Origin of the sequence: Microbacterium hominis (assembly GCF_013282805.1) — a bacterium.
Taxonomy (GTDB): Bacteria; Actinomycetota; Actinomycetes; order Actinomycetales; family Microbacteriaceae; genus Microbacterium; species Microbacterium hominis_B.
The window spans coordinates 3503000-3522633 of sequence record NZ_CP054038.1 but is presented as its reverse complement, the minus strand read 5'-3'; the positions used below and the strand labels follow the sequence as shown (position 1 = coordinate 3522633).

The window sequence follows — 19634 nt, the reverse complement described above, 5'->3', positions numbered from 1 at the left end:
TGCTTCGCGCAGGCCGGGCGCTCTGCTGTCGCCGGCGCCCGCGGATGCCGCGCGTCGGCTCGCGGCCGATCCCGCGCGATCCGGAAACCGGAGGCCCCCACACTTTCCGGACTCTGGTGGCGCCTACGCCCGGAAAACGCGAGGATCTCCGGTTTCCGGATCCGCCGCGGCGCTGCGCGGCGCCCGCGGATGCCGGGCGAAGCGGCGCTGCGCGGGTCAGTGCGCCGAGACGATGGCGTTGGCGAGTTCGTCGGCGTCGACGCCGGGGCGCTGGCCCTTGTTCGTCATCAGCACCCAGGCGATGCCGGCGGTGGGATGCACCCAGAACTCGGTGCCGGCCCAGCCGCCGTGCCCGTACACGTCCTGGTCGATGAGGCCCGGAGCGCGCGTGCGCAGATTCCACGTGAAGCCCCAGTCCTGGCCGCGCTCGGCGGGGTAGGGGTCGAGGCGTGGGATCGCACCGGTGAGGGGGCGGCGCATCATCGCGAGCGTGGCCGGACGCAGGATGCCGGGCTCGCCCGCTTCGATGCGCAGCAGTTCCGCGCCGAGCGCGAGCAGGTCGCCGGCGCGCGCGATGAGTCCCGCGCCCGGGTGCTTGGCGGCGATGAACCTCGCCGTGTCGAGGCCGGCGGCCGCGGCATCCACCACCTCGTGCGGGTCCGCGGACTCGTCGAGGGTGAAGCCGTCCGCACCGATCGCATGCCCGAAGCGGGCGACCTCGGCGTGCCAGGTCGAGCCGGTCGCGTGCTCGATCATCGCCGCGATCCCCTCGAAGGCGACCGTCGAGTAGCGCGAGACGGTGCCGGCGGCGAAGTCGCGGCCGCCGCGCACGAGCAGGTCGCGCAGCGGCTCGGCGGGGTCGAGCGGCGGCTCGCTGATGCCGGACGTGTGGCTGGCGAGGTGCTTTAGGCGCACGATGTCGTCGCGGTTCGCGCCGAACTCCGGCAGCGCCTCCCGCAGCGGCGTCTCGGGGGTCGCCAATCCGCGCTCGATGGCGCGGGCTGCGGCGATTCCGGTGAGGGGCTTGGTGATCGAGAAGAGGCGGTAGGCATCCTCGACGCGCGCCACGCGGCCGTTCGTGGCCCCGATGGCGTCGAGGGCGACCACGCCGTCGGCGGTGGTGACGCCGAGCACGGCCGAGGGCAGCCGGCCGGCATCCACATGCCTGCGGGCCCAGTCGAAGGCGGCGCTGTAAGACGTCATCGAGGTCTCCTCGTGCGGTGGGCGTGTGCCCGGTGGGCGGGTCGGTCACAGCATAAGCACTCGCCGACCGCGGGCCCCCACGCGCGGCGGGCGACTGCGGTCGGCGAGACAGGTTGTGAACGGCGCGTCAGCCGCGCGGCTCGTACCGCACAGGCGGGAACGAGGCCGCGACCGCCGCGCGCAGGGTCTCCAGCGTCGCATCTTCGCCGAACCAGCCGTGCGCGCGCGCCTGCACGAGCACGTTGCCGAGCGCCGTGGCCTCGACGGGTCCGGCCAGCACCGGCAGCCCCGAGCGGTCGGCGGTCGCCTGGCAGAGGAGCCGGTTGAGCGCGCCGCCGCCGACCACGTGGATCACGTCGATCTCCCGATCGGTGAGGCGTCCGGCCGTCGCGACGGCGTCGGCGAACGCGGCGGCGATAGATTCCACGATCGTGCGCGCGAACGCGGGTCGGGATGCCGGCACCGGCGCTGCCTGCTCCTCGAGCACCGCGGCGATGCGCGCGGGCATGTCGCCGGGGGCGGAGAGGCGCGGGTCGTTGGCGTCGAACAGCGCGACCTCGCCGGTGACGGCGGAGGCGGCATCCAGCAGAGTCGGCAGGTCGATCGGCGCGCCGTCCTCCGCCTCCCAGGTGCGCACCGCTTCGCTCAGCAGCCACAGCCCGGTGACGTTGTGGAGGAACCGCACGCGCCCGTCGACGCCGCCCTCGTTCGTGAAGTTCGCCTCGCGCGCCGCATCGCTGACGACCGGGGCGTCGAGCTCGACGCCGACGAGGCCCCACGTGCCGCACGAGATGTACGCGGCGTGCGGGGTCGACAGCGGCACCGCGACGACCGCCGACGCGGTGTCGTGCGAGCCGACGGCGACGACCTCGAGCGGCGCCCCGACGCGCTCGCGCGCAGCGCCGGCGAGGGTGCCGAGGTGCGCGCCGGGGTCGACGAGCGGGGCGAGGACCTCATGAGGGATGCCGAGCTCGGCCGCCAGGGCGGTGTCCCACTCGCCGGTCGTGACGTCGACGAGCCCGGTCGTCGAGGCGTTGGTGCGCTCGGCGACCACCGCTCCGGTGAGCAGGAAGGCGACGAGGTCCGGGATCAGCAGTGCGGCGTCGGCATCGGACAGACCGCGCTCGACCACGAACTGGTACAGCGTGTTGAACGGCAGGAACTGCAGCCCGTTGCGGCGGTACAGCTCCTCGAACGGCACCTTCGCATGCACCGCTTCGACACCCGCCGCGGTGCGCTCGTCCCGGTAGTGGAAGGGCTCGTCGAGCACCTCTCCGCCGACGACCTTGCCGTAGTCCACGGCCCAGGAGTCGATGCCGATGCTCGCGATGGACGGCTCGCGCGAGACCGCCTCGCGCAGTCCCTCGACGATGTGGCGGTACAGCGCCGAGAAGTCCCAGTGCAGCGCGCCGTCGGGTCCCTCGACGGGACCGTTCGGGAAGCGCGCGACCGACTCGAGGCGGAGCTCCCCGTCGCCCACGTGGCCGAGCATCACCCGGCCGCTGGTCGCGCCCAGGTCGACGGCGGCGACGATCCCGTGGGTCTGGGCCGTCATCGCAGGAAGGCGGCGGCGACGCCGGAGTCGACGGGGATGTGCAGGCCGGTGGTGCGGCTGAGCTCGGGGCCGGTGAGCACGTACACCGCGTCGGCGACGTTCTCGGGCACGACCTCGCGCTTGAGGATGGTGCGGTTGGCGTAGTACTGGCCGAGGTCCTCTTCCTTGACGCCGTAGGTGGCGGCGCGGTTCGCGCCCCAGCCGGCGGCGAAGATGCCCGAGCCGCGCACGACGCCGTCGGGGTTGATGCCGTTCACGCGCACGCCGTGCTCGCCGAGCTCGACCGCGAGCAGGCGCACCTGGTGGGCCTGGTCGGCCTTGGTGGCCGAGTACGCGATGTTGTTCGGTCCCGCGAAGACGGAGTTCTTCGACGAGATGTAGATCACGTCGCCGCCGAGCTTCTGGTCGATGAGGATCTTCGCGGCGGCCTTCGACACGAGGAAGGAGCCCTTGGCCATGACGTCGTGCTGCAGGTCCCAGTCCTTCTCGGTGGTCTCCAGCAGGGGCTTGGACAGCGACAGGCCGGCGTTGTTGACGACCAGGTCGACGCCCCCGAAGGCGAGCAGGGCGGCATCCATCGCCTGCTGGATCGCGTCGGCGTCGGCGACGTTGGCGGCCACGCCGATCGCGACGTCGGTGTTGCCGAGCTCGGCGGCGGCGGCCTGCGCCTTCTCCAGGTCGAGGTCGGCGACCACGACGCACGCGCCCTCGGCCGCGAGGCGGGTGGCGATGGCCTTGCCGATGCCGGAGGCGGCGCCGGTGACGAACGCGATGCGGCCCTGGTGGGTCTTGGGCTTGGGCATGCGCTGGAGCTTGGCCTCCTCGAGCGCCCAGTACTCGATGCGGAACTTCTCGGCGTCGCTGATCGGCGTGTACGTCGACAGCGACTCGGCGCCGCGCATCACGTTGATCGCGTTGACGTAGAACTCGCCGGCCACGCGCGCGGTCTGCTTGTTCGCGCCGTACGAGAACATGCCCACACCCGGGACGAGCACGATGAGCGGGTCGGCGCCGCGGATCGCGGGGGACTCGGCGGTCGCGTGCGCGTCGTAGTAGGCCTGGTAGTCGGCCCGGTAGGCCTCGTGCAGCTCGGTCAGACGCGCGAGCGACTCCTCGACGGTGGCGGAGGCGGGCAGGTCGAGCAGCATCGGCTTGACCTTGGTGCGCAGGAAGTGGTCGGGGCAGCTGGTGCCGAGCTCAGCGAGGGCCGGCGCGTTCTCCGAGGCGAGGAAGTCGAGCACGACGTCGGAGTCGGTGAAGTGGCCGACCATCGGCTTGTCGGTCGACGCGATGCCGCGGATGGTGGCCGCGAGCGCGGCGGCCTTGGCGCGGCGCTCGGCCTCGGGGAGGGCCTCGAACCCGGCGCGCACGGCGCCGAAGGGCTCGGCCTTGCCGTTCGCGGCGATGTAGGCGGCGGCGGTGTCGATGATCCAGAGGCTGTTGCGCTCGGACTCCTCCGACGTGTCGCCCCACGCGGTGATGCCGTGGCCGCCGAGGATGCAGCCGACCGCCTGCGGGTTCTGCGCCTTGATCTCGGCGATGTCCAGGCCGAGCTGGAAGCCGGGGCGGCGCCACGGCACCCACACGACCTTGTCGCCGAAGATCTTCGCCGTCAGCTCCTCGCCGTCCGCGGCGGTCGCGATCGCGATGCCCGAGTCGGGGTGCAGGTGGTCCACGTGCGCGGCATCGACCAGGCCGTGCATGGCCGTGTCGATCGAGGGGGCGGCGCCGCCCTTGCCGTGCAGGCAGTAGTCGAACGCGGCGACCATCTCGTCCTCGCGCTCGATGCCGGGGTAGACGTTCACGAGCGAGCGCATGCGGTCCAGGCGCAGCACGGCCAGGCCCGACTCCTTCAGGGTGCCCAGATCGCCGCCCGAGCCCTTCACCCACAGCAGCTCGACCGGCTCGCCGGTGACCGGGTCGGTCTCGGTGCCCTTCGCGGAGGTGTTGCCACCCGCGTAGTTCGTGTTCTTCGGGTCGGCGCCCAGGCGGTTCGAGCGCGCGATGAGGTCCGCGGCAGCGGAGTTCGTCATGGGAGGTTCCTTCGTTTCAGAGGCTTCGGCAGTCGGAAACTGCGGGTCAGAGGGTTCCCGCAGGCACGTTGTGACTGCGGAGCGGGGCCGAGGAGCGCAGCGCGGCGAGGCGCGCCGCAATGCGGTCGATGGTGAGGGATGCCGCGGGCTCGTGCGGTCGGTTGAGGTGGCCGTGCTCGGTGCCGGGCTCGGTGACGACCTCGATCTCGCGGCCCGCAGTGCGCAGCGAGTGCGCGAACGCCTCGCCGGAGACGCGGAGTTCGTCGATCTCGCCGTTGATCATGAGCGTCGGCGGGAACTGCACGAGGTCGACCGGGCGGGCGAGACCCGGGATCGCGCCTTGCGGTGCGCCCTCGATCGAACCGCCGAGGTAGTTCTCGTACATCCCGAGCACGACCTCGGGTCCGAAGCGGTCCGCGTCAGGATGCGCGTCGAGAGCCGCGCGCAGCTCCGGGGACGGTGCCGGCTGCACGGCGAGCAGTGTGGGGTAGGCGAGCACCGCCAGTGCCGGAAGCGTCGGGAAGCGGCGCTCGATGAGGCGCAGTGTGGCGCCCGCGGCGAGGTTGCCGCCGGCGCTCGTGCCGCCGATCGCGAGCCGCGCCGGGTCGATGCGCAGGCGCTGGGCCCGCTCGACCGTCCACGACCACGCCGCGAGCATGTCGTCGGACGGAGCGGGGTAGTGCACCCCGCCCTTCGCCGGTACGCCGGCCGCCGCCGCCCACGCCGCGGGCGTGGGGGCGAGCCGGTAGTCGACCGAGATGACGGTCGTACCCCGGGCCGACAGCCGGCGCGCGACCCAGTCGGACTCGGGCATATCGAGGGTGCCGCCGGCGAACCCGCCGCCGTGCGCCCACACCAGGCCCGTGCCGTCCGGCTGCTGCGCGGGGTACACCCGCACGAGGCCGTCGGCCTCGAGGTACGGCTCGCTCATGCGGTCACGCGCCCCAGCCGGCCTGGGTGCCGCCGACGCGGTCGGCCGCGATCTGCTGCTGGTAGCTGGATGCCGCGTAGGCGGCCATCGGGTCGGCGGGAAGGCCGCGCGACTCGCGCCACTCGGCCAGGGCCGGGCGCACATCGGTGTAGAAGGCGTCCATGAACACGGCCTGGGCGCCCAGCACGTCGTTGGCCGCCTGTGCGGCATCCAGTGCCTCGCGGTCGACCAGCAGGGCGCGCGCGGTCATCTCCTGCACGTTGAGCACGGAGCGGATCTGGCCGGGGATCTTGTCCTCGACGTTGTGGCACTGGTCGAGCATGAACGCCACGTCGGGGTTGTTCAGGCCGCCGCCGCGGATCACCTCGAACACGATGCGGAACAGCTGGAACGGGTCGGCCGCGCCCACGATGAGGTCGTCGTCGGCGTAGAAGCGCGAGTTGAAGTCGAACGAGCCGAGCTTTCCGAGGCGCAGCAGCTGCATGACGATGAACTCGATGTTGGTGCCCGGCGCGTGGTGGCCGGTGTCCAGGCACACCATCGCCTTGTCGCCGAGCGCGGCGACCTGGGCGTACGAGGTGCCCCAGTCGGGAACATCAGTGTGGTAGAACGACGGCTCGAAGAACTTGTACTCGAGCACCAGTCGCTGCTCGTCGCCGAGGCGTGCGTAGATCTGCTGCAGCGAGTCGGCGAGGCGGTCCTGGCGGCCGCGCATGTCCATCTGGCCGGGGTAGTTCGAGCCCTCGGCGAGCCAGATCTTGAGGTCGCGCGACCCGGTCGCGTGCATGATGTCGATGCACTCGAAGTGGTGGTCGATGGCCTTGCGGCGGATCCGCTCGTCGTGGTGGGTGAGCGCGCCGAACTTGTAGTCCTCGTCCTGGAACGTGTTGGAGTTGATCGTTCCGAGCGCGACGCCGAGCCCCTCGGCGTGCGCGCGCAGGTCGTCGTAGGAGTCGACCTTGTCCCACGGGATGTGCAGCGCCACGCTCGGCGCGAGCGCGGTGTACTCGTTCACCTTGGCGGCGTCGGCGATCTTCTCGTACGGGTCGCGCGGGGTGCCCTCGGTCGTCCACACGCGGAAGCGCGTGCCGGAGTTGCCGAACGCCCACGAGGGGAGCTCGATGCCCTGGCCTTCGAGTGCCGAGAGGTTCTCGGGGGAGAGAGTCGTCATGATGCGGTGCTTTCTTCGGTGGTGGTGGCTGCCCGCGCGGCGTCGAGCTGGGCGGAGAGGTTGAAGACTTCGGTGAGCGGCGTCGCCGCCTGGTCGGGGCGGCCCGCGAGGCCGACGAAGAAGCGGGCCATCTCGGCTTCCCACTTGGCCGCGATGGGGGATGCCGCGAGATACGCCTGCGCGGCGGCATCGTCGTCGGTCTCGTAGTAGCCGATGAGCCGGCCGCCCTCGCCGAGGAACAGCGAGTAGTTGCGACGCCCGGAGGCGGCGATCTCCTCGAGCATCTCCGGCCAGACCGGCGTGTGGCGGGCGATGTACTCGTCGAGCAGATCGGGCTCGACCTGCAGCTGGAAGCAGACCCGCGTCGGTGCGGCGGTGCTCGTCATCGAGGGCTCCAAGGGTGGTGGCTAGTGAATCGTTTCAAAGCATAGATCAATCGGATGCTGCGCGCAAAGCCCCTCGCAGGGGAAGCGATTCACAGGTTGTGGTCAGACCACAGCGGTAGAGTGCGGGTGCGCGCTGCGAGTCTGCGGACAGATCGTTCGCACGTTCGACTTCATGGGGGCATGGGCCGGCCGGAAAACGGCGGCGATGAGTCGAACCGCGGGTCTCCCCGGTGCGCCCGTTTCCATGGATGGGAAGAACATGCAGAAGAAGAGAATGACCGTGGCCGCCGTGGCGCTGGCCGCACTCGTCGCCCCCGTCGCCGGTGTCGCCACCGGCGCGCTCGCCCCCGGCGCCACGGGCGCCGCGGAGTCCGAGTTCGTGGCCGTCGCTGACGCCGCCGAGATCGAACTCGAGTCGGCGATCGAGACCGGCGACGACGACACCGGCCGGCCGGGCAAGAGCGACAACGGCACGCGGGCGGACGGCGACCGGCGCGGGGACAACCGCAGCGATTCCGCGCCCGACGCGCTGCCCGATGCCGCAGCCGGGCACGGCCCCGCAGACCGGCCCGGACCTGCTGACCGGCCCGGTCCCGCTGACCGGCCCGGTCCCGCTGGGTCGCAGGGGGCGGGTGTCGACGCCGACGCTGATGCCGATCCCGAGACCGAGACCGAGACCGACGCCGAAGCCGACGCGGAAACCGACGCCGACACGACCCCGGCGGTCGATGCGACCAAGCCGGTCATCAACGACGCCGACTTCGGCACCGTGCGCGGCTCGCAGACCTTCCACCTCTCGCAGGTGGAGGAGAACCCCGAGCGCGCTTACGTCGAGATCCAGCAGCTCGTCGACGGGAAGTGGGCCAAGTTCGCGGGGCAGTACTTCCTGCAGACCAACGACTTCGCCCTCACCGTCGACACGACCGCGCTCACGTCGGGTGCGGCGACCCAGCTGAAGGTCAGCACGTGGGATGCCGCCGGCAATCACGCCAGCCGTACCTTCCCCGTCGCCATCGACAACGTGAAGCCCGTCGCGACCCTGGTGACGCCGACCGATGGCGCGCCGGTGGCGGCATCCACCATCGACCTCCAGGTCGACGCGACCGATGACCAGGGTCTCAGCCGCGTCACCGCGAACATCTACAAGGACGGCGTCCTGGTGCGGTCGACGTCGTCGGCAGCGGGCGGGGCGACAGCGGCGACCCACCGCGCGACGGTGGCGCTGCCCGACGGCGAGTACGTCATCCGCTACAACGCGTCGGATCTTGCGGGCAATGTCGCGGCGACCGGTCAGTTCGCGTTCGAGCTCGACACCACCGCGCCGAGCCTCGCCGTCAAGGACGGAGCGTCGGTCGTCAACGGCATCTACACGGCGCCGCCGAGCTTCAAGCTCTCCGACGCCGGTCAGGGCCAGGTCGACTACGTCGTGGTCAACGGCGTGAAGATCGAGCGCACCAACGCGAAGTGGTCCGATCTGAACGCGGGCAACTACACCGCGCACCAGGGTGTGAACGTCGTCACCCTCTTCGACACGGCCGGCAACAGCACCACCGCCGAGTTCACGCTCGACTCGGTGGCTCCGGCCATCACCGTGAAGCCGGGTGCGAGCGTCGTGAACGGCATCTACACCGCGCCGCCGAGCTTCAAGCTCTCCGACTCGGGCATCGGCCAGGTCGACTACGTCGTGGTCAACGGCGTCAAGATCGAGCGCACCAACGCGAAGTGGTCCGACCTGAACGCAGGAAACTATCGCGCCGAGCAGGGTGTGAACGTGGTCACCGTCTTCGACACGGCCGGCAACAGCTCGACGATCGAGTTCACGCTCGACACCGTCGCGCCCGAGGTCGTCGATGTCGCGCAGGTGTATCAGGAGAAGGAGGGCGGACGCACCGCTGTCACCCTCACGTTCAGCGAGCCGATCGACAGTTCGGCGCTCGGCCAGGGCTGGTACGGCGAGGGCACGACCTTCACGAAGGTCTACTACCGCGCCAAGGACGTCACCGTCGCCTTCACCGACCTGGCGGGCCACGCCGGCATGTACGCGTTCACCGTGCAGGCGCCGGTCGCGCCCGCCACGGCTGACCAGGTCGTGGATGCCGCGCCCGCCGCTGCGCCTGTCGAAGAGGCGCGAGTCGAGGAGCCTGCGGCGGTCGCTCCCGTCGAGGTCGCGCCGGCTGAGCCCGCCGCGGTCGAGCAGGTCGTGGATGCCGCGCCCGCCGCGCCCGTCGCGGAGGCCGTCGAAGACGACGCGGCCATCGAGGCTGTCGTCGCCGAACCCGAGGGTGACGACGTCGTGAGCGAGTGATCGCTCCGACACGGGGGCGGTGCGACGATCGGTCGCACCGCCCCTCGTCGTCTCGGCGCGCACCGCTCAGCCCTTGACGGCCCCGCTGGTCATGCCCGCGACGATCTGCCGGTTGAAGAAGATGTACATGAGCAGCGGCGGGATCGTGATGATCAGGATGTTCATGAACAGCAGGTTCCACTGGTTGCCCGACTGCGACTGGAAGTTGTAGAGCGTCAGCTGCAGCGTCGGCTCACCGGGCAGGAAGTAGAGCGCGTTCACGAAGGTGTTGAACACCGCGACCGACTGCACGACGACGATCGTGACGAGCACCCCGCGCAGCAGCGGGAACACGACCTGGAAGAACAGGCGCAGGGGGCCCGCGCCGTCGATGATGGCCGCCTCGTCGAGCTCCCGGGGAATGGATGCCACGAACGCGCGCACCAGCAGCACGGTGAACGACAGCCCGAACGCCACCTCGATGAGGATGAGGCCGATCAGGGTGCCGTAGAGCTCGAGGGACTGCATCACCCACACCGTCGGGACGACGGCGGGCGGGATGATCAGGCCCGCGAGCACGAGCAGCATCACGAGCGTGTTCCAGCGGGACTGGCGCCGCTGCAGCACGTAGCCGACCGCCGCACCCAGGATCACCATGATGGCGACGCTGAAGATGGTCAGCGCGAGCGAGTTCCCGAACGCGCGCACCACCATGTAGTCGCGGGTCTCGAGCACGGCGAGGAAGTTCTCGACGATGAACCACTCGGTCGGCGGGGTGAACTGCAGCAGCGACGCCTCCTGCCGCGACTTCGCCGCGGTGAAGAGGATGAACAGGAACGGCAGGATGAACACGACGATCGAGGCGACGATCGCGATCCCGCCCAGGCCGTAGCGCTGCAGTTTTCCACGCCACGTGAGCGGGCGCCGCCGCGGGATCTTCGCGCTCCTGCCGGCGCCGGCGGTGACGATGGTGCGCGTCTCGCTCATGCTTCCACCTCCCGGCGTCGCATCCAGATGGAGAGGGGGACCACGATCGCGGTCACCACGAGGAAGAGGATCACGTTGCCTGCCGTCGAGAGTCCGTAGAAACCTGCTTGGTACTGCTTGTAGATCACCGATGCGATCACGTCGCTGGTGAACCCGGGCCCGCCGCGGGTCATCGCCCAGATGAGGTCGAACGAGCGGAGGCCGCCGATGAGCGACAGCAGGATCACGGTCGAGGTCGCCGGCCAGGCCAGCGGCAGGGTGATGTGGCGGAAACTGTGCCAGGCGTTCGCACCGTCGACGCGCGCGGCTTCGTAGTACTCGGCCGGGATGCCGACGATGCCGGCGATGTAGATGAGGGTCGCGAGACCCACGCCGCGCCAGACGTCCACGAGCGCGACCGAGAACAGCGCCCAGGACGGGTCGGTGAGCCACCCGGGACCGTCGATGCCGAACCAGGAGAGGGCCTCGTTGATGGCGCCGTCGAACGGGTCCATCAGCACCTTGAACGTGAAGCCGACGCCGATGACCGAGACGAGCACGGGAAAGAAGACGACCGAGCGCAGGTAACCCCGGCCGATGATCGTCGAGGTGAGCAGCACCCCGAGCAGAAGGCCGAGCACCACCTTCAGCGCCGACGTGACGAAGCCGAAGAAGAAGGTGTTGAGGAAGCCCTGCACGAGGGCGGGCTCCCGGAAGAACTGCACGTAGTTGTCGAACCCGATGAACTGCACGTCGAAGATCGACCAGCGGGTGAGGCTGAAGTAGAAGGAGGAGATCGTGGGCACCAGGAAGAGCGCCGTGAAGATGATCCCCGCGGGAATGTAGAACCAGAGCGGGTACGGGCTCTTCCGCTTCGGTCTGCGGGCCCGGTCGCGCTGTGGTGGTTGGGGGCTGACGGTGGTCGGTGGCGTGGCTGTCGCGGTCATCGCATCTCCATTGATCGGTCGCCGCAGGCGGGTGAGGGGCGGGCGCGGCCCGCCCCTCACCGGTTGCCTAGAGGCGAGCTGTGCCGGGAGGCCGGATCACCAGCCCTCGAGGCCCAGCTGCTGTGCCTGCTTCTCCACGTCCTCGTCGTAGAGCGCGGCGCCGTCCTCGGCCGAGCGGATGCCGGAGCCGACCTCGACGGTGATCTGCTCGAGGGCCGGTCCCTTGATGGGGGACAGGAACTCGAGAGCCGGCGCGGTGCGTCCCTCGTCGAAGTAGGGCTGCATGTCCTTCACCAGCTGCGGCACGTCCTCCGGGAGGGCGCAGCCGTCGATCACGAACGGGCCGTTCGCGCCGCCGGCGTTCAGCTGGAGCTCGCAGCCCTCCGCGCTCACGGTGAAGGCGAGGAAGTCCTTGACGGCATCGAGCACGGCGCCCTCGGTGGTGTTCGGCACGTACAGGCCGGCCGGCTGCCACGTCGTGAGCGTCGTGTCGGCGGCATCCTGTGCGGGGAGCGCGAACACGCCCACGTCGTTGAGGTTGTCGGGGTACACGTTCTGCAGCACGCCGACCGCGAAGGTCAGCATCGGGTAGTGCGCGGCTTCACCGGTGGCGACCATGCGCACGCCATCGTCGTAGAGCGCCGACGCGAAGTCCTCGTTGAACAGATCGGCCTCATACGCGGCCTGCTGGTTCTCGAAGCCCTGCAGTGCGGGCTCGTCGACGTACTTCGCGTTGTTCGCGGTGTACTCGTCGGCCCACTCGGGGTCCTGCGCGAGCACGTTGCCGAAGTCGCCGAGCACGAACAGCTGGCTCGTCCACGTGTCGCCGTAGGTCTGGGCGATCGGCGCCGCGGTGCCCGCGTCCTTGACCGCCTCGGCGTTGGCGATGAAGTCGTCCCAGGTCTCGGGGATCTCGAGTCCCAGCTCCTCGTAGAGCGGGATGTTGTAGAGCACGGCCCCTGCCATCGAAGTGCCGATCGGTGAGCCGTAGACGCCGTTGTCGGTCGAGACGACGCGACGGAAGTCCTCGGTGAGCCGGCCGACCCACTCCTGGTCGTCGAGCGGGGTCAGGGTCTGGTCGGGGCCGAGGGCCTGGAACAGCGAGCCGGAGTTGTAGAGGAACATGTCGTTCATCTCGCCGGTGGCCAGGCGCGTCTTCACGATGTTGTCGCCCTCGCCGCCGCCGGGTCGCTGCTCGAGGTCGAAGGTGACGTTGGGGTTCTCCGCGGTGTAGGCCTCGGTGAGCGCCTCGACCATCGAGATCGTCTGCTCGCCGTTGTCGAAGAGGAAGGAGATCGTGACTTCCTCATCGCCCGAGCCGCCGTCGCCGCCGGCATCTCCTCCTCCCGAGCAGGCTGCCAGGGGCAGCGCGAGCAGTGCTGCGCCGGTGATCGCCGCTGCGCGGGCGCGGCGGCTGTGCATGAAGCTCATCCTTTACCTCCTTGTAAGGACGCCGAGCGGGGTGTCCGCTCCGTCGCGGTGACATCCGTGGATGCCGGTTGAAACCATTCAGCACGTTGAACGTACGCCCGCCCGCGGCGCAGGTCAACCACGTTTCTTGAACCGTTTCATTACGGTTGCATAACGGGAATCGCTTACCGACCGCGGGTCGTGGGCGATCTTGACAACGACGGTTGAACCGTTTCATGATTTCAGGGCGCCCGCGACGAGGCGTGCGCGCGAAAGGATCACGCCCCATGTCGGATCTTCCTCAGGACTCTGCCGCCGACGCGACCACGCGGGTCGTGGCGGTCACGTCATCTCCGTCCGCCGACCTCCTCGGAGTTCCCGCCGGCCCGGTCCGCCTCTCCTGGCGGGTCGAGAGCGCGACGCCCGGATCCCGTCAGCTCGGCTACCAGCTCGCGACGCTCGATGACGCCGGCGATCTCGTCGCGCAGCCTCCGGTCGCCGGTGCGGCCGCGATCGGCATCCCGGCTCCGCTGCCCCTCGCTCCCGGAGAGCGGCGCTCGTTCGCGGTGCGCATCGCGACCGACGCCGGCTGGACCGCTTGGAGCGCCCCCCTCGCGGTGGAGGCCGGCCTCGGCGGCGAAGCGCTCGCCGCGTCGGTGATCGGCATCCCGAGCGAGGAGGCGGGTCCGGTGCCGCTGCTGCGGCGCGAGTTCCCGCTCGCCGGTGGGGCGACGCGGGCACGCCTGCGGGTGAGTGCGCTCGGACTCGTCGACGGGTGGATCAACGGGGTGAAGATCTCCGATGCCCTGCTCACCCCCGGCTGGACGTCGTACCAGGAGCGCATCCTCATCGACACGTACGACGTCACGTCCCTCCTGCGCGAGGGCGAGAACGTCATCGTTCTCGCCGTCGGCGACGGCTGGTACCGCGGCAGCTTCGGATTCGCGCGTCGCGCCGGCATCTACGGCGACCGCATCGGCGCGATCGCGCAGCTCGAGATCGACGGCGAGGTCGCCCTCGTGACGGACTCGTTCTGGCGAGGCGGGTTCGGCGCGGTGCGCTCCGCATCGCTGTACGACGGGACCGCCATCGATCTGCGCGCGCGGGAGGACGGCATCCATCACCCCGGCTTCGACGACAGCGGCTGGCGCTCGGCAGAGGTCGTCGACACCGACCTGTCGCTGTTCGAGCCCCGCTCGGCGCCGCCGGTGCGCATCGTGGCCGAGCGGCCGATGTCGCCCACGGTGCGAAGCGGCGGGGCGACGCAGCTCGACGGCGGGCAGAACATCTCCGGCTGGGTGCGGCTGAGCGTCGTCGGCCGGGCGGGGGAGACGGTCACCGTCCGCCACGCCGAAGTGCTCGAGCCCAGCGGCGACCTCCACACCGCGGCGCTGCGCAGCGCCAAGGCCACCGACACCTACATCCTCGACCGCGACGGCGAGCACGTGCTCGAGCCGGCGTTCACCTTCCACGGGTTCCGGTACGCCGAGGTCACCGGCGCGCAGGTGCTCTCGGCCACGGCCGTCGCGATCTCCAGCGACCTGGCCCCGCGCAGCTCCTTCTCCTCGTCGCACGCGGCGCTGGATCGCTTCCACGAGAACGTCATCTGGTCGCAGCGCGACAACTTCGTCTCGGTGCCCACCGACTGCCCGCAGCGCGACGAGCGCCTCGGGTGGACGGGCGACGCGCAGGCCTTCGCCGCCACCGCGAACACGCTCATGGACACGCGCTCCTTCTGGGGCTCGTGGCTGCGCGACCTCGAGATCGATCAGACCGACGAGGGCGGCGTGGCCTCGGTGGTGCCCGACATCATCCGCCCGGTCGACATGATGATGGGCGGGGTGCCGACCGAGAACATGGGCCGGGCCGGGTGGGCGGATGCCGCCACCATCGTGCCCCTGTCGGTGTACGAGTCGTACGGCGAGGTCGAGGTGCTCGAGCGGCAGCTCGACAGCATGCGGCGGTGGGTCGAGCACCTGCGTCGGCGCGCGGGCGACGGCGTCGTCCTTCCCACGGAGCCGTTCCAGTACGGCGACTGGCTGGATCCGGACGCCCCGGGCGACCGCCCGTGGGAGGCGAAGGTGTCGAGCGACTACGTCGCCAACGCGTTCTACGTGCAGTCCACGCGGCTGCTGGCCCGCGCCGAGCGGATCGTCGGCGACGACGATCGCGCCGCCGGGTACGACGCGCTCGCGGATCGCGTCGCCGCGGCGACCTTCGATCGATGGGGCGAGGAGGCGATCACCACGCAGACCGGCGCGGCGCTCGCACTCGAGTTCGACCTCGCGCCCGCCGCCCGGCGCGAGGAGATCGCCGACCTCCTCGCCGCGAACGTGCGGGCCGAGAACGGCCGCATCGCGACGGGCTTCCTCGGCACGCCGCTGGTGCTGTTCGCCCTCTCGCACAACGGCCACCTCGACGAGGCCTACCTGATGCTGCTGCGCCGCGACGCTCCGTCGTGGCTGTACCAGGTCGATCGCGGCGCGACGACGGTGTGGGAGCGGTGGGACGCGATCCTCCCCGACGGCTCGATCCACTCCGGGGCGATGGATGCCGTCGCCGGCGAAGGCCACGAGGAGGAGGAGAACAGCATGCTCTCCTTCAACCACTACGCGTACGGCGCGATGATCGACTGGGTCTACCGCAACGTCGCCGGCCTCGCGCCCGACCTCGACGACCCCGGCTACCGGACGGTGCACATCGCCCCACGGCCCACCGACGGTCTCGACCACGCGACGGCTTCGATCCAGACGTCGTACGGGCGGCTGGCGATCGACTGGCGGGTCGACGGCGACGCGTTCGCCGCGACGCTCGAGGTGCCCTTCGGTGCTCGGGCGGTGCTCGACCTGCCGGTCACCGATGCCTCGACCGTCACCGTGGACGGCGCTCCCGCGGGCGGAAGCGTCGGGCACGGCATCCACCATCTGGTCGTCACCGCGCCGGCGATCGCCCGCGGTTCCGCCGCGGCGGAGAACGCTTCCTCTACACTCACGGGAAGTTCGATCTGAAAGTCGGTGGCGCCATGTCGGTGAGCGTGCGGGATGTCGCGCTGGCGGCATCCGTGTCGGTGGGGACCGTCTCGAACGTGCTGAACCGGCCCGAGAAAGTGGCTCCGGCGACGGTGGAGCGCGTGCACGAGGCGATCGAGAAGCTCGGCTTCGTGCGCAACGACGCCGCGCGTCAGCTGCGCGCCGGGCGCAGCCGCAGCATCGGACTCGTCGTGCTCGACGTCGGCAACCCGTTCTTCGCCGAGGTCGCGCGCGGCGCCGAGGAGCGCGCCGCCGAGAACGGCATGACGGTGTTGCTCGGCAACAGCGACGAACGGCAGGATCGCGAGAGCCGCTACCTCGACCTGTTCCGCGAGCAGCGGGTCAACGGCGTTCTCGTGACGCCGACGACCGAGGATCTCGGCCATCTCGAGCGGCTGCGCGAGGGAGGCGTGCCGGTGATCCTCGTGGACCGCGAGGTCGACGACGACGGGTTCGCCTCCGTGGCCGTCGACGACGTCGAAGGCGGCCACCTGGCGGCATCCCACCTGCTCGAGACAGGCAAGCGGCGGATCGCGTTCGTGGCCGGGCCCCTGGGCATCCGGCAGGTGCGCGATCGGCTCGAAGGCGCCCGCCGCGCCGTCGCCGCGGTTCCGGATGCCACCCTCGAGGTCGTCGAGATGCCGGCGCTCACCGTGCTGCACGGACGGACGGCGGGCGACGGCCTGCTGGCGCGGCCACCCGCCGAGCGCCCCGACGCCGTCTTCGCGGCCAACGACCTGCTGGCCGTCGGCGTGCTCCAGGCGCTGTCGCTGCTGGGCGATGTGCGCGTGCCGCAGGACATCGCCCTGATCGGCTACGACGACATCGACTTCGCGTCGGCCACCGTCGTGCCGCTGAGCTCGATCCGCCAGCCGGCGCACCTCATCGGGTACTCCGCCGTCGATCTGCTGCTCAAGGAGATCGGCGAGGCGGCCGAGCCGCACGAGCGGGCGATCCGGTTCCGTCCGGAGCTCGTCGTGCGCGAGTCGACCCGTGGATGAGGACGGCGCGTCGTGACGGCGCGCGTGGGCATCCGAGACGTCGCCCAGGAGGCGGGGGTCTCGATCGGCACGGTCTCGAACTACCTCAATCGCCCCGAGATCGTCGCCGCCGACCGCGCCCGCCGTGTGGAGGAGGCCATCCAGCTGCTGGGCTTCGTGCCCAGCAGCGCGGGGCGCCAGCTGCGGTCGGGGGTGAGCCGCGTGATCGTCCACATGGGGACGGAGCTGGGCAACCCCAACGCGATCGAGACGGCCCAGTCCGTGGAGCAGCGCGCGACGGAGCTCGGCCTGTCGATGTTCCAGGTGGACAACCACGGGGATGCCGAGCGCGAGGACCGCTACCTGACCGTCTTCGAGCAGTACCGCGTGCAGGGGATGCTGATCTCCTCGTGGCGCGACATCGAGGAGCGACTGGACCAGATGCGCCGCCGCGGCATCCCGTCGGTGCTCGTCGGCCAGCGGGCCCACCGCCCCGATCAGCCGTTCGTCGCGATCGACTACGTGGAGGGCGGCCGCCGCGCCGTGTCGCACCTGCTCGAGGTGGGATGCCGCCGCATCGCCGTCGTCGGCGGGCCGCACACCCTCCCGCAGATCGCGGATCGCCTCGTGGGCGCGCGTGAGGCGATCGACCGCGCCGGCACCGCGATGCTCGAGATCATCGACACCCCGGTGCGCTCGCTCGCCGAGGGCTATCGGGTCGGGCGCGCACTCCTGGACCGCGAACCCGATGCGCGCCCGCACGGCATCTTCGCGATCAACGACATCATGGCTCTCGGCATCCTCCGCGCCTATCACGAGCGCGGGGTGCGCGTTCCCCAGGACACCGCGCTCATCGGGTTCGACGACATCGAGTACGCGGCGGCTTCGCTGATCCCCCTCACGACACTGCGGGGCGTACCCGCCGGGTTCGGCGCCGAGGTGGTCGACCTGCTGTTCGACGTCATCCAGCACAAGCCCGTCGAACGTCTCCACCGCCTGGTCGACCCGAAGCTCATCGTGCGGGAATCCACCACGGGATTCATGCGGGACTGAGCCCCGCGTCCCTCGTCTGCCGTCGGGAGCATATCCATCTCGACCCAGCCGCCCGGCGACGACGGCGCGAGCGCGGCCCGGCGAGGCCGATGTCGGAGCCCCCTGTCAGGATGGAAGCATCGTCACCGAGTGCCCGCGGTGCAGAGGCCTTCTCCGTCCGGAGCGGGTCACGGCGAGGAAAGGGCACGCCTGTGGACGACCATGAGCGATCGCTCCGAGAGAACGCGGCGAGCGCGGCGATCGCCGATGACTGTGCCGCCATCGGCGCCTCGATCGCTGCGGCAGAGGCCAGGCTCATGCGGCGGCTGGCCGATGCCTGGATGCTGGCGAACGAGCAGACCGAGCGGATCGAGTCCGCGGACTCCCGTCGTCGGGACATGCCGCTGCGGTGCATGGCCTCGCAGATCAGCGTCGAGACGCACGTGCATGACCGCACGGTGCAGCGGCGCATGCACGATTCCTGGCGACTGGTGACCCAGTTCGCCGCCACGGTGGCGGCGCTCGAAGCGGGGCGCATCTCGAAGGGCCATGCCGAGGTGGTCCTCGACACCGGCGGACGGCTCGACGACGACGTGCGCGAGGCATTCGAGACCGTCGTGCTGGAGTGGGCCACCGCCGAGACCGTCGGCCGAACGCGGGCGTATGCGCGGCAGCTGGCGGAGAAGCTCGATCCGCGCACGATGCTCGAGCGTCACGCCGAGGCCGCCGACGAGCGTTCGATCACGGTCCACGATCTCGACGATGGAATGTCGCAGATCGTCGCCCTCGTCCCCACGGTCTATGCGCATGCCGTCCTCGACCGGCTGACGCGGCAGGGGCACGCGATCCGCGATGCCGATCGTGCCGCGCGACGGGCGGCCCGTGAGCGGGAGGATGTGGCGGGTGGTGCAGGCGTCGACGGCGAGAGGCGTGATACCTCGTCCGACGACGGGGTTGCGGTTGCCGCGGGCGAGGTCGGCGGTCCGTTCGACGACCGCACCCTCGACCAGATTCGCGCCGATGTGTTCGTCGACACGCTCCTCACCGGTGCGCCTGCCGTCGACCCGACCGACGACGTCGGCGCGGGAGGTCTCGGCGCGATCCGCGCACAGGTGCAGATCACGATGCCCCTGACCACCCTCACCGGCGTGACGCAGGGTGGGGTCGAGATCGACGGCAAAGCGCCGATCGACCCGGAGGCCGGTCGGTTCCTCTCCGGGGCTGCGCCGGTGTGGGACCGGGTCATGTACGACCCCGTCTCGGCGGTCGTCGTCGCCGTCGACCGGTATCGGCCGTCGTCCGCTCAGGTGCGACTCCTGCAGGCGCGGGATCGACACTGCCGGTTCCCCGGATGCCGCATGCCGGCGCGCAGATGCCAGGTCGACCACAACCTCGAACACCACGAGGATGGGGCGACCAGCGTCGACAACCTCGCCTGCCTGTGTGTGCGCCATCGCACGATGAAGACCGAGACGGAGTGGACGGTCCGGCAGCTCCCGGGTGGTCACCTCGAATGGCGCAGCCCCTCCCGTCGCAGCTACCCCGACCATCCGCCGCGGGTCGTGTTCGTGTCCGATCCCGACCCGGCGCCGTTCTGACCGGAAACACGAACCCGGCGCCCTCGCCGGGAGCGAGGGTGAGTGCGCGCAAGATGGGGAGCCCCTCCCGATGTCGGGGCGATGCGGGTCGACGAGGGTGGACACATCT

The 19634-nt window shown here is 70.6% G+C and carries 14 protein-coding genes; 5 read left to right on the top strand and 9 right to left on the bottom strand.

Features of this window, described 5'->3' with window-relative positions; translation table 11 throughout:
• Window positions 1-216: 216 nt before the first annotated feature.
• The 6 genes from HQM25_RS15765 to HQM25_RS15740 all read right to left on the bottom strand — a co-directional run bounded on the left by HQM25_RS15765 (window position 217) and on the right by HQM25_RS15740 (window position 7279).
• Window positions 217-1203 (bottom strand): serine hydrolase domain-containing protein, encoded by a 987-nt coding sequence (locus HQM25_RS15765; protein ID WP_172991088.1) that lies wholly within the window; start codon window positions 1201-1203, stop codon window positions 217-219.
• 127 nt (window positions 1204-1330) lie between these two features.
• Complete coding sequence (locus HQM25_RS15760; RefSeq protein WP_172991087.1) at window positions 1331-2758, bottom strand: rhamnulokinase; 1428 nt, start codon at window positions 2756-2758, stop codon at window positions 1331-1333.
• Window positions 2755-4791, bottom strand: a complete 2037-nt coding sequence (locus HQM25_RS15755) for a bifunctional aldolase/short-chain dehydrogenase (RefSeq protein WP_172991086.1) — start codon at window positions 4789-4791, stop codon at window positions 2755-2757. Before HQM25_RS15755 ends, HQM25_RS15760 begins: the two co-directional genes overlap by 4 nt.
• 46 nt (window positions 4792-4837) lie before the next feature.
• Window positions 4838-5722 carry an alpha/beta hydrolase fold domain-containing protein gene (locus HQM25_RS15750; protein ID WP_172991085.1) on the bottom strand — a complete coding sequence of 295 codons (885 nt, stop codon included), beginning with the start codon at window positions 5720-5722 and terminating at the stop codon, window positions 4838-4840.
• 4 nt (window positions 5723-5726) lie between these two features.
• Window positions 5727-6893, bottom strand: a complete 1167-nt coding sequence (gene rhaI / locus HQM25_RS15745) for an L-rhamnose isomerase (protein ID WP_172991084.1) — start codon at window positions 6891-6893, stop codon at window positions 5727-5729.
• Window positions 6890-7279, bottom strand: coding sequence for an L-rhamnose mutarotase (locus HQM25_RS15740; protein ID WP_172991083.1), 390 nt, complete (start codon window positions 7277-7279; stop codon window positions 6890-6892). The genes rhaI and HQM25_RS15740 overlap by 4 nt, the downstream gene beginning before the upstream one ends.
• Window positions 7280-7538: 259 nt before the next feature.
• On the opposite strand from HQM25_RS15740, the gene HQM25_RS15735 reads away from it, so the two are divergent.
• Window positions 7539-9584 (top strand): Ig-like domain-containing protein, encoded by a 2046-nt coding sequence (locus HQM25_RS15735; protein ID WP_172991082.1) that lies wholly within the window; start codon window positions 7539-7541, stop codon window positions 9582-9584.
• 66 nt (window positions 9585-9650) lie between these two features.
• Here HQM25_RS15735 and HQM25_RS15730 read toward each other — a convergent pair whose 3' ends face one another.
• The 3 genes from HQM25_RS15730 to HQM25_RS15720 all read right to left on the bottom strand — a co-directional run bounded on the left by HQM25_RS15730 (window position 9651) and on the right by HQM25_RS15720 (window position 12907).
• Entirely contained in the window at window positions 9651-10550 is a 900-nt protein-coding gene (locus HQM25_RS15730) for a carbohydrate ABC transporter permease (RefSeq protein ID WP_172991081.1), read from the bottom strand.
• Window positions 10547-11476, bottom strand: a complete 930-nt coding sequence (locus HQM25_RS15725) for a carbohydrate ABC transporter permease (RefSeq protein ID WP_172991080.1) — start codon at window positions 11474-11476, stop codon at window positions 10547-10549. The genes HQM25_RS15730 and HQM25_RS15725 overlap by 4 nt, the downstream gene beginning before the upstream one ends.
• Window positions 11477-11572: 96 nt before the next feature.
• Window positions 11573-12907 carry an ABC transporter substrate-binding protein gene (locus HQM25_RS15720; RefSeq protein WP_254359407.1) on the bottom strand — a complete coding sequence of 445 codons (1335 nt, stop codon included), beginning with the start codon at window positions 12905-12907 and terminating at the stop codon, window positions 11573-11575.
• Window positions 12908-13173: 266 nt separating this feature from the next.
• Between HQM25_RS15720 and HQM25_RS15715 the strand changes: the two genes are divergently transcribed.
• The 4 genes from HQM25_RS15715 to HQM25_RS15700 all read left to right on the top strand — a co-directional run bounded on the left by HQM25_RS15715 (window position 13174) and on the right by HQM25_RS15700 (window position 19525).
• On the top strand, window positions 13174-15894 hold the full coding sequence (locus HQM25_RS15715; protein WP_172991079.1) for an alpha-L-rhamnosidase: 2721 nt from the start codon (window positions 13174-13176) through the stop codon (window positions 15892-15894).
• A 14-nt stretch (window positions 15895-15908) separates the two neighbouring features.
• Window positions 15909-16916 carry a LacI family DNA-binding transcriptional regulator gene (locus HQM25_RS15710; RefSeq protein WP_172991078.1) on the top strand — a complete coding sequence of 336 codons (1008 nt, stop codon included), beginning with the start codon at window positions 15909-15911 and terminating at the stop codon, window positions 16914-16916.
• Between the two features lie 12 nt (window positions 16917-16928).
• Window positions 16929-17948 carry a LacI family DNA-binding transcriptional regulator gene (locus tag HQM25_RS15705; protein ID WP_172991077.1) on the top strand — a complete coding sequence of 340 codons (1020 nt, stop codon included), beginning with the start codon at window positions 16929-16931 and terminating at the stop codon, window positions 17946-17948.
• A 191-nt stretch (window positions 17949-18139) separates the two neighbouring features.
• Window positions 18140-19525 carry an HNH endonuclease signature motif containing protein gene (locus HQM25_RS15700; protein WP_172991076.1) on the top strand — a complete coding sequence of 462 codons (1386 nt, stop codon included), beginning with the start codon at window positions 18140-18142 and terminating at the stop codon, window positions 19523-19525.
• Window positions 19526-19634: the final 109 nt, after the last annotated feature.

Coding starts and splice junctions, on each gene's coding strand:
- HQM25_RS15715 (WP_172991079.1), top strand. CDS start 13,174: ATGTCGGATCTTCCTCAGGACTCTGCCGCCGACGCGACCACGCGGGTC.
- HQM25_RS15725 (WP_172991080.1), bottom strand. CDS start 11,476: ATGACCGCGACAGCCACGCCACCGACCACCGTCAGCCCCCAACCACCA.
- HQM25_RS15720 (WP_254359407.1), bottom strand. CDS start 12,907: ATGAGCTTCATGCACAGCCGCCGCGCCCGCGCAGCGGCGATCACCGGC.
- HQM25_RS15730 (WP_172991081.1), bottom strand. CDS start 10,550: ATGAGCGAGACGCGCACCATCGTCACCGCCGGCGCCGGCAGGAGCGCG.
- HQM25_RS15740 (WP_172991083.1), bottom strand. CDS start 7,279: ATGACGAGCACCGCCGCACCGACGCGGGTCTGCTTCCAGCTGCAGGTC.
- HQM25_RS15750 (WP_172991085.1), bottom strand. CDS start 5,722: ATGAGCGAGCCGTACCTCGAGGCCGACGGCCTCGTGCGGGTGTACCCC.
- HQM25_RS15755 (WP_172991086.1), bottom strand. CDS start 4,791: ATGACGAACTCCGCTGCCGCGGACCTCATCGCGCGCTCGAACCGCCTG.
- HQM25_RS15710 (WP_172991078.1), top strand. CDS start 15,909: ATGTCGGTGAGCGTGCGGGATGTCGCGCTGGCGGCATCCGTGTCGGTG.
- rhaI (WP_172991084.1), bottom strand. CDS start 6,893: ATGACGACTCTCTCCCCCGAGAACCTCTCGGCACTCGAAGGCCAGGGC.
- HQM25_RS15760 (WP_172991087.1), bottom strand. CDS start 2,758: ATGACGGCCCAGACCCACGGGATCGTCGCCGCCGTCGACCTGGGCGCG.
- HQM25_RS15735 (WP_172991082.1), top strand. CDS start 7,539: ATGCAGAAGAAGAGAATGACCGTGGCCGCCGTGGCGCTGGCCGCACTC.
- HQM25_RS15765 (WP_172991088.1), bottom strand. CDS start 1,203: ATGACGTCTTACAGCGCCGCCTTCGACTGGGCCCGCAGGCATGTGGAT.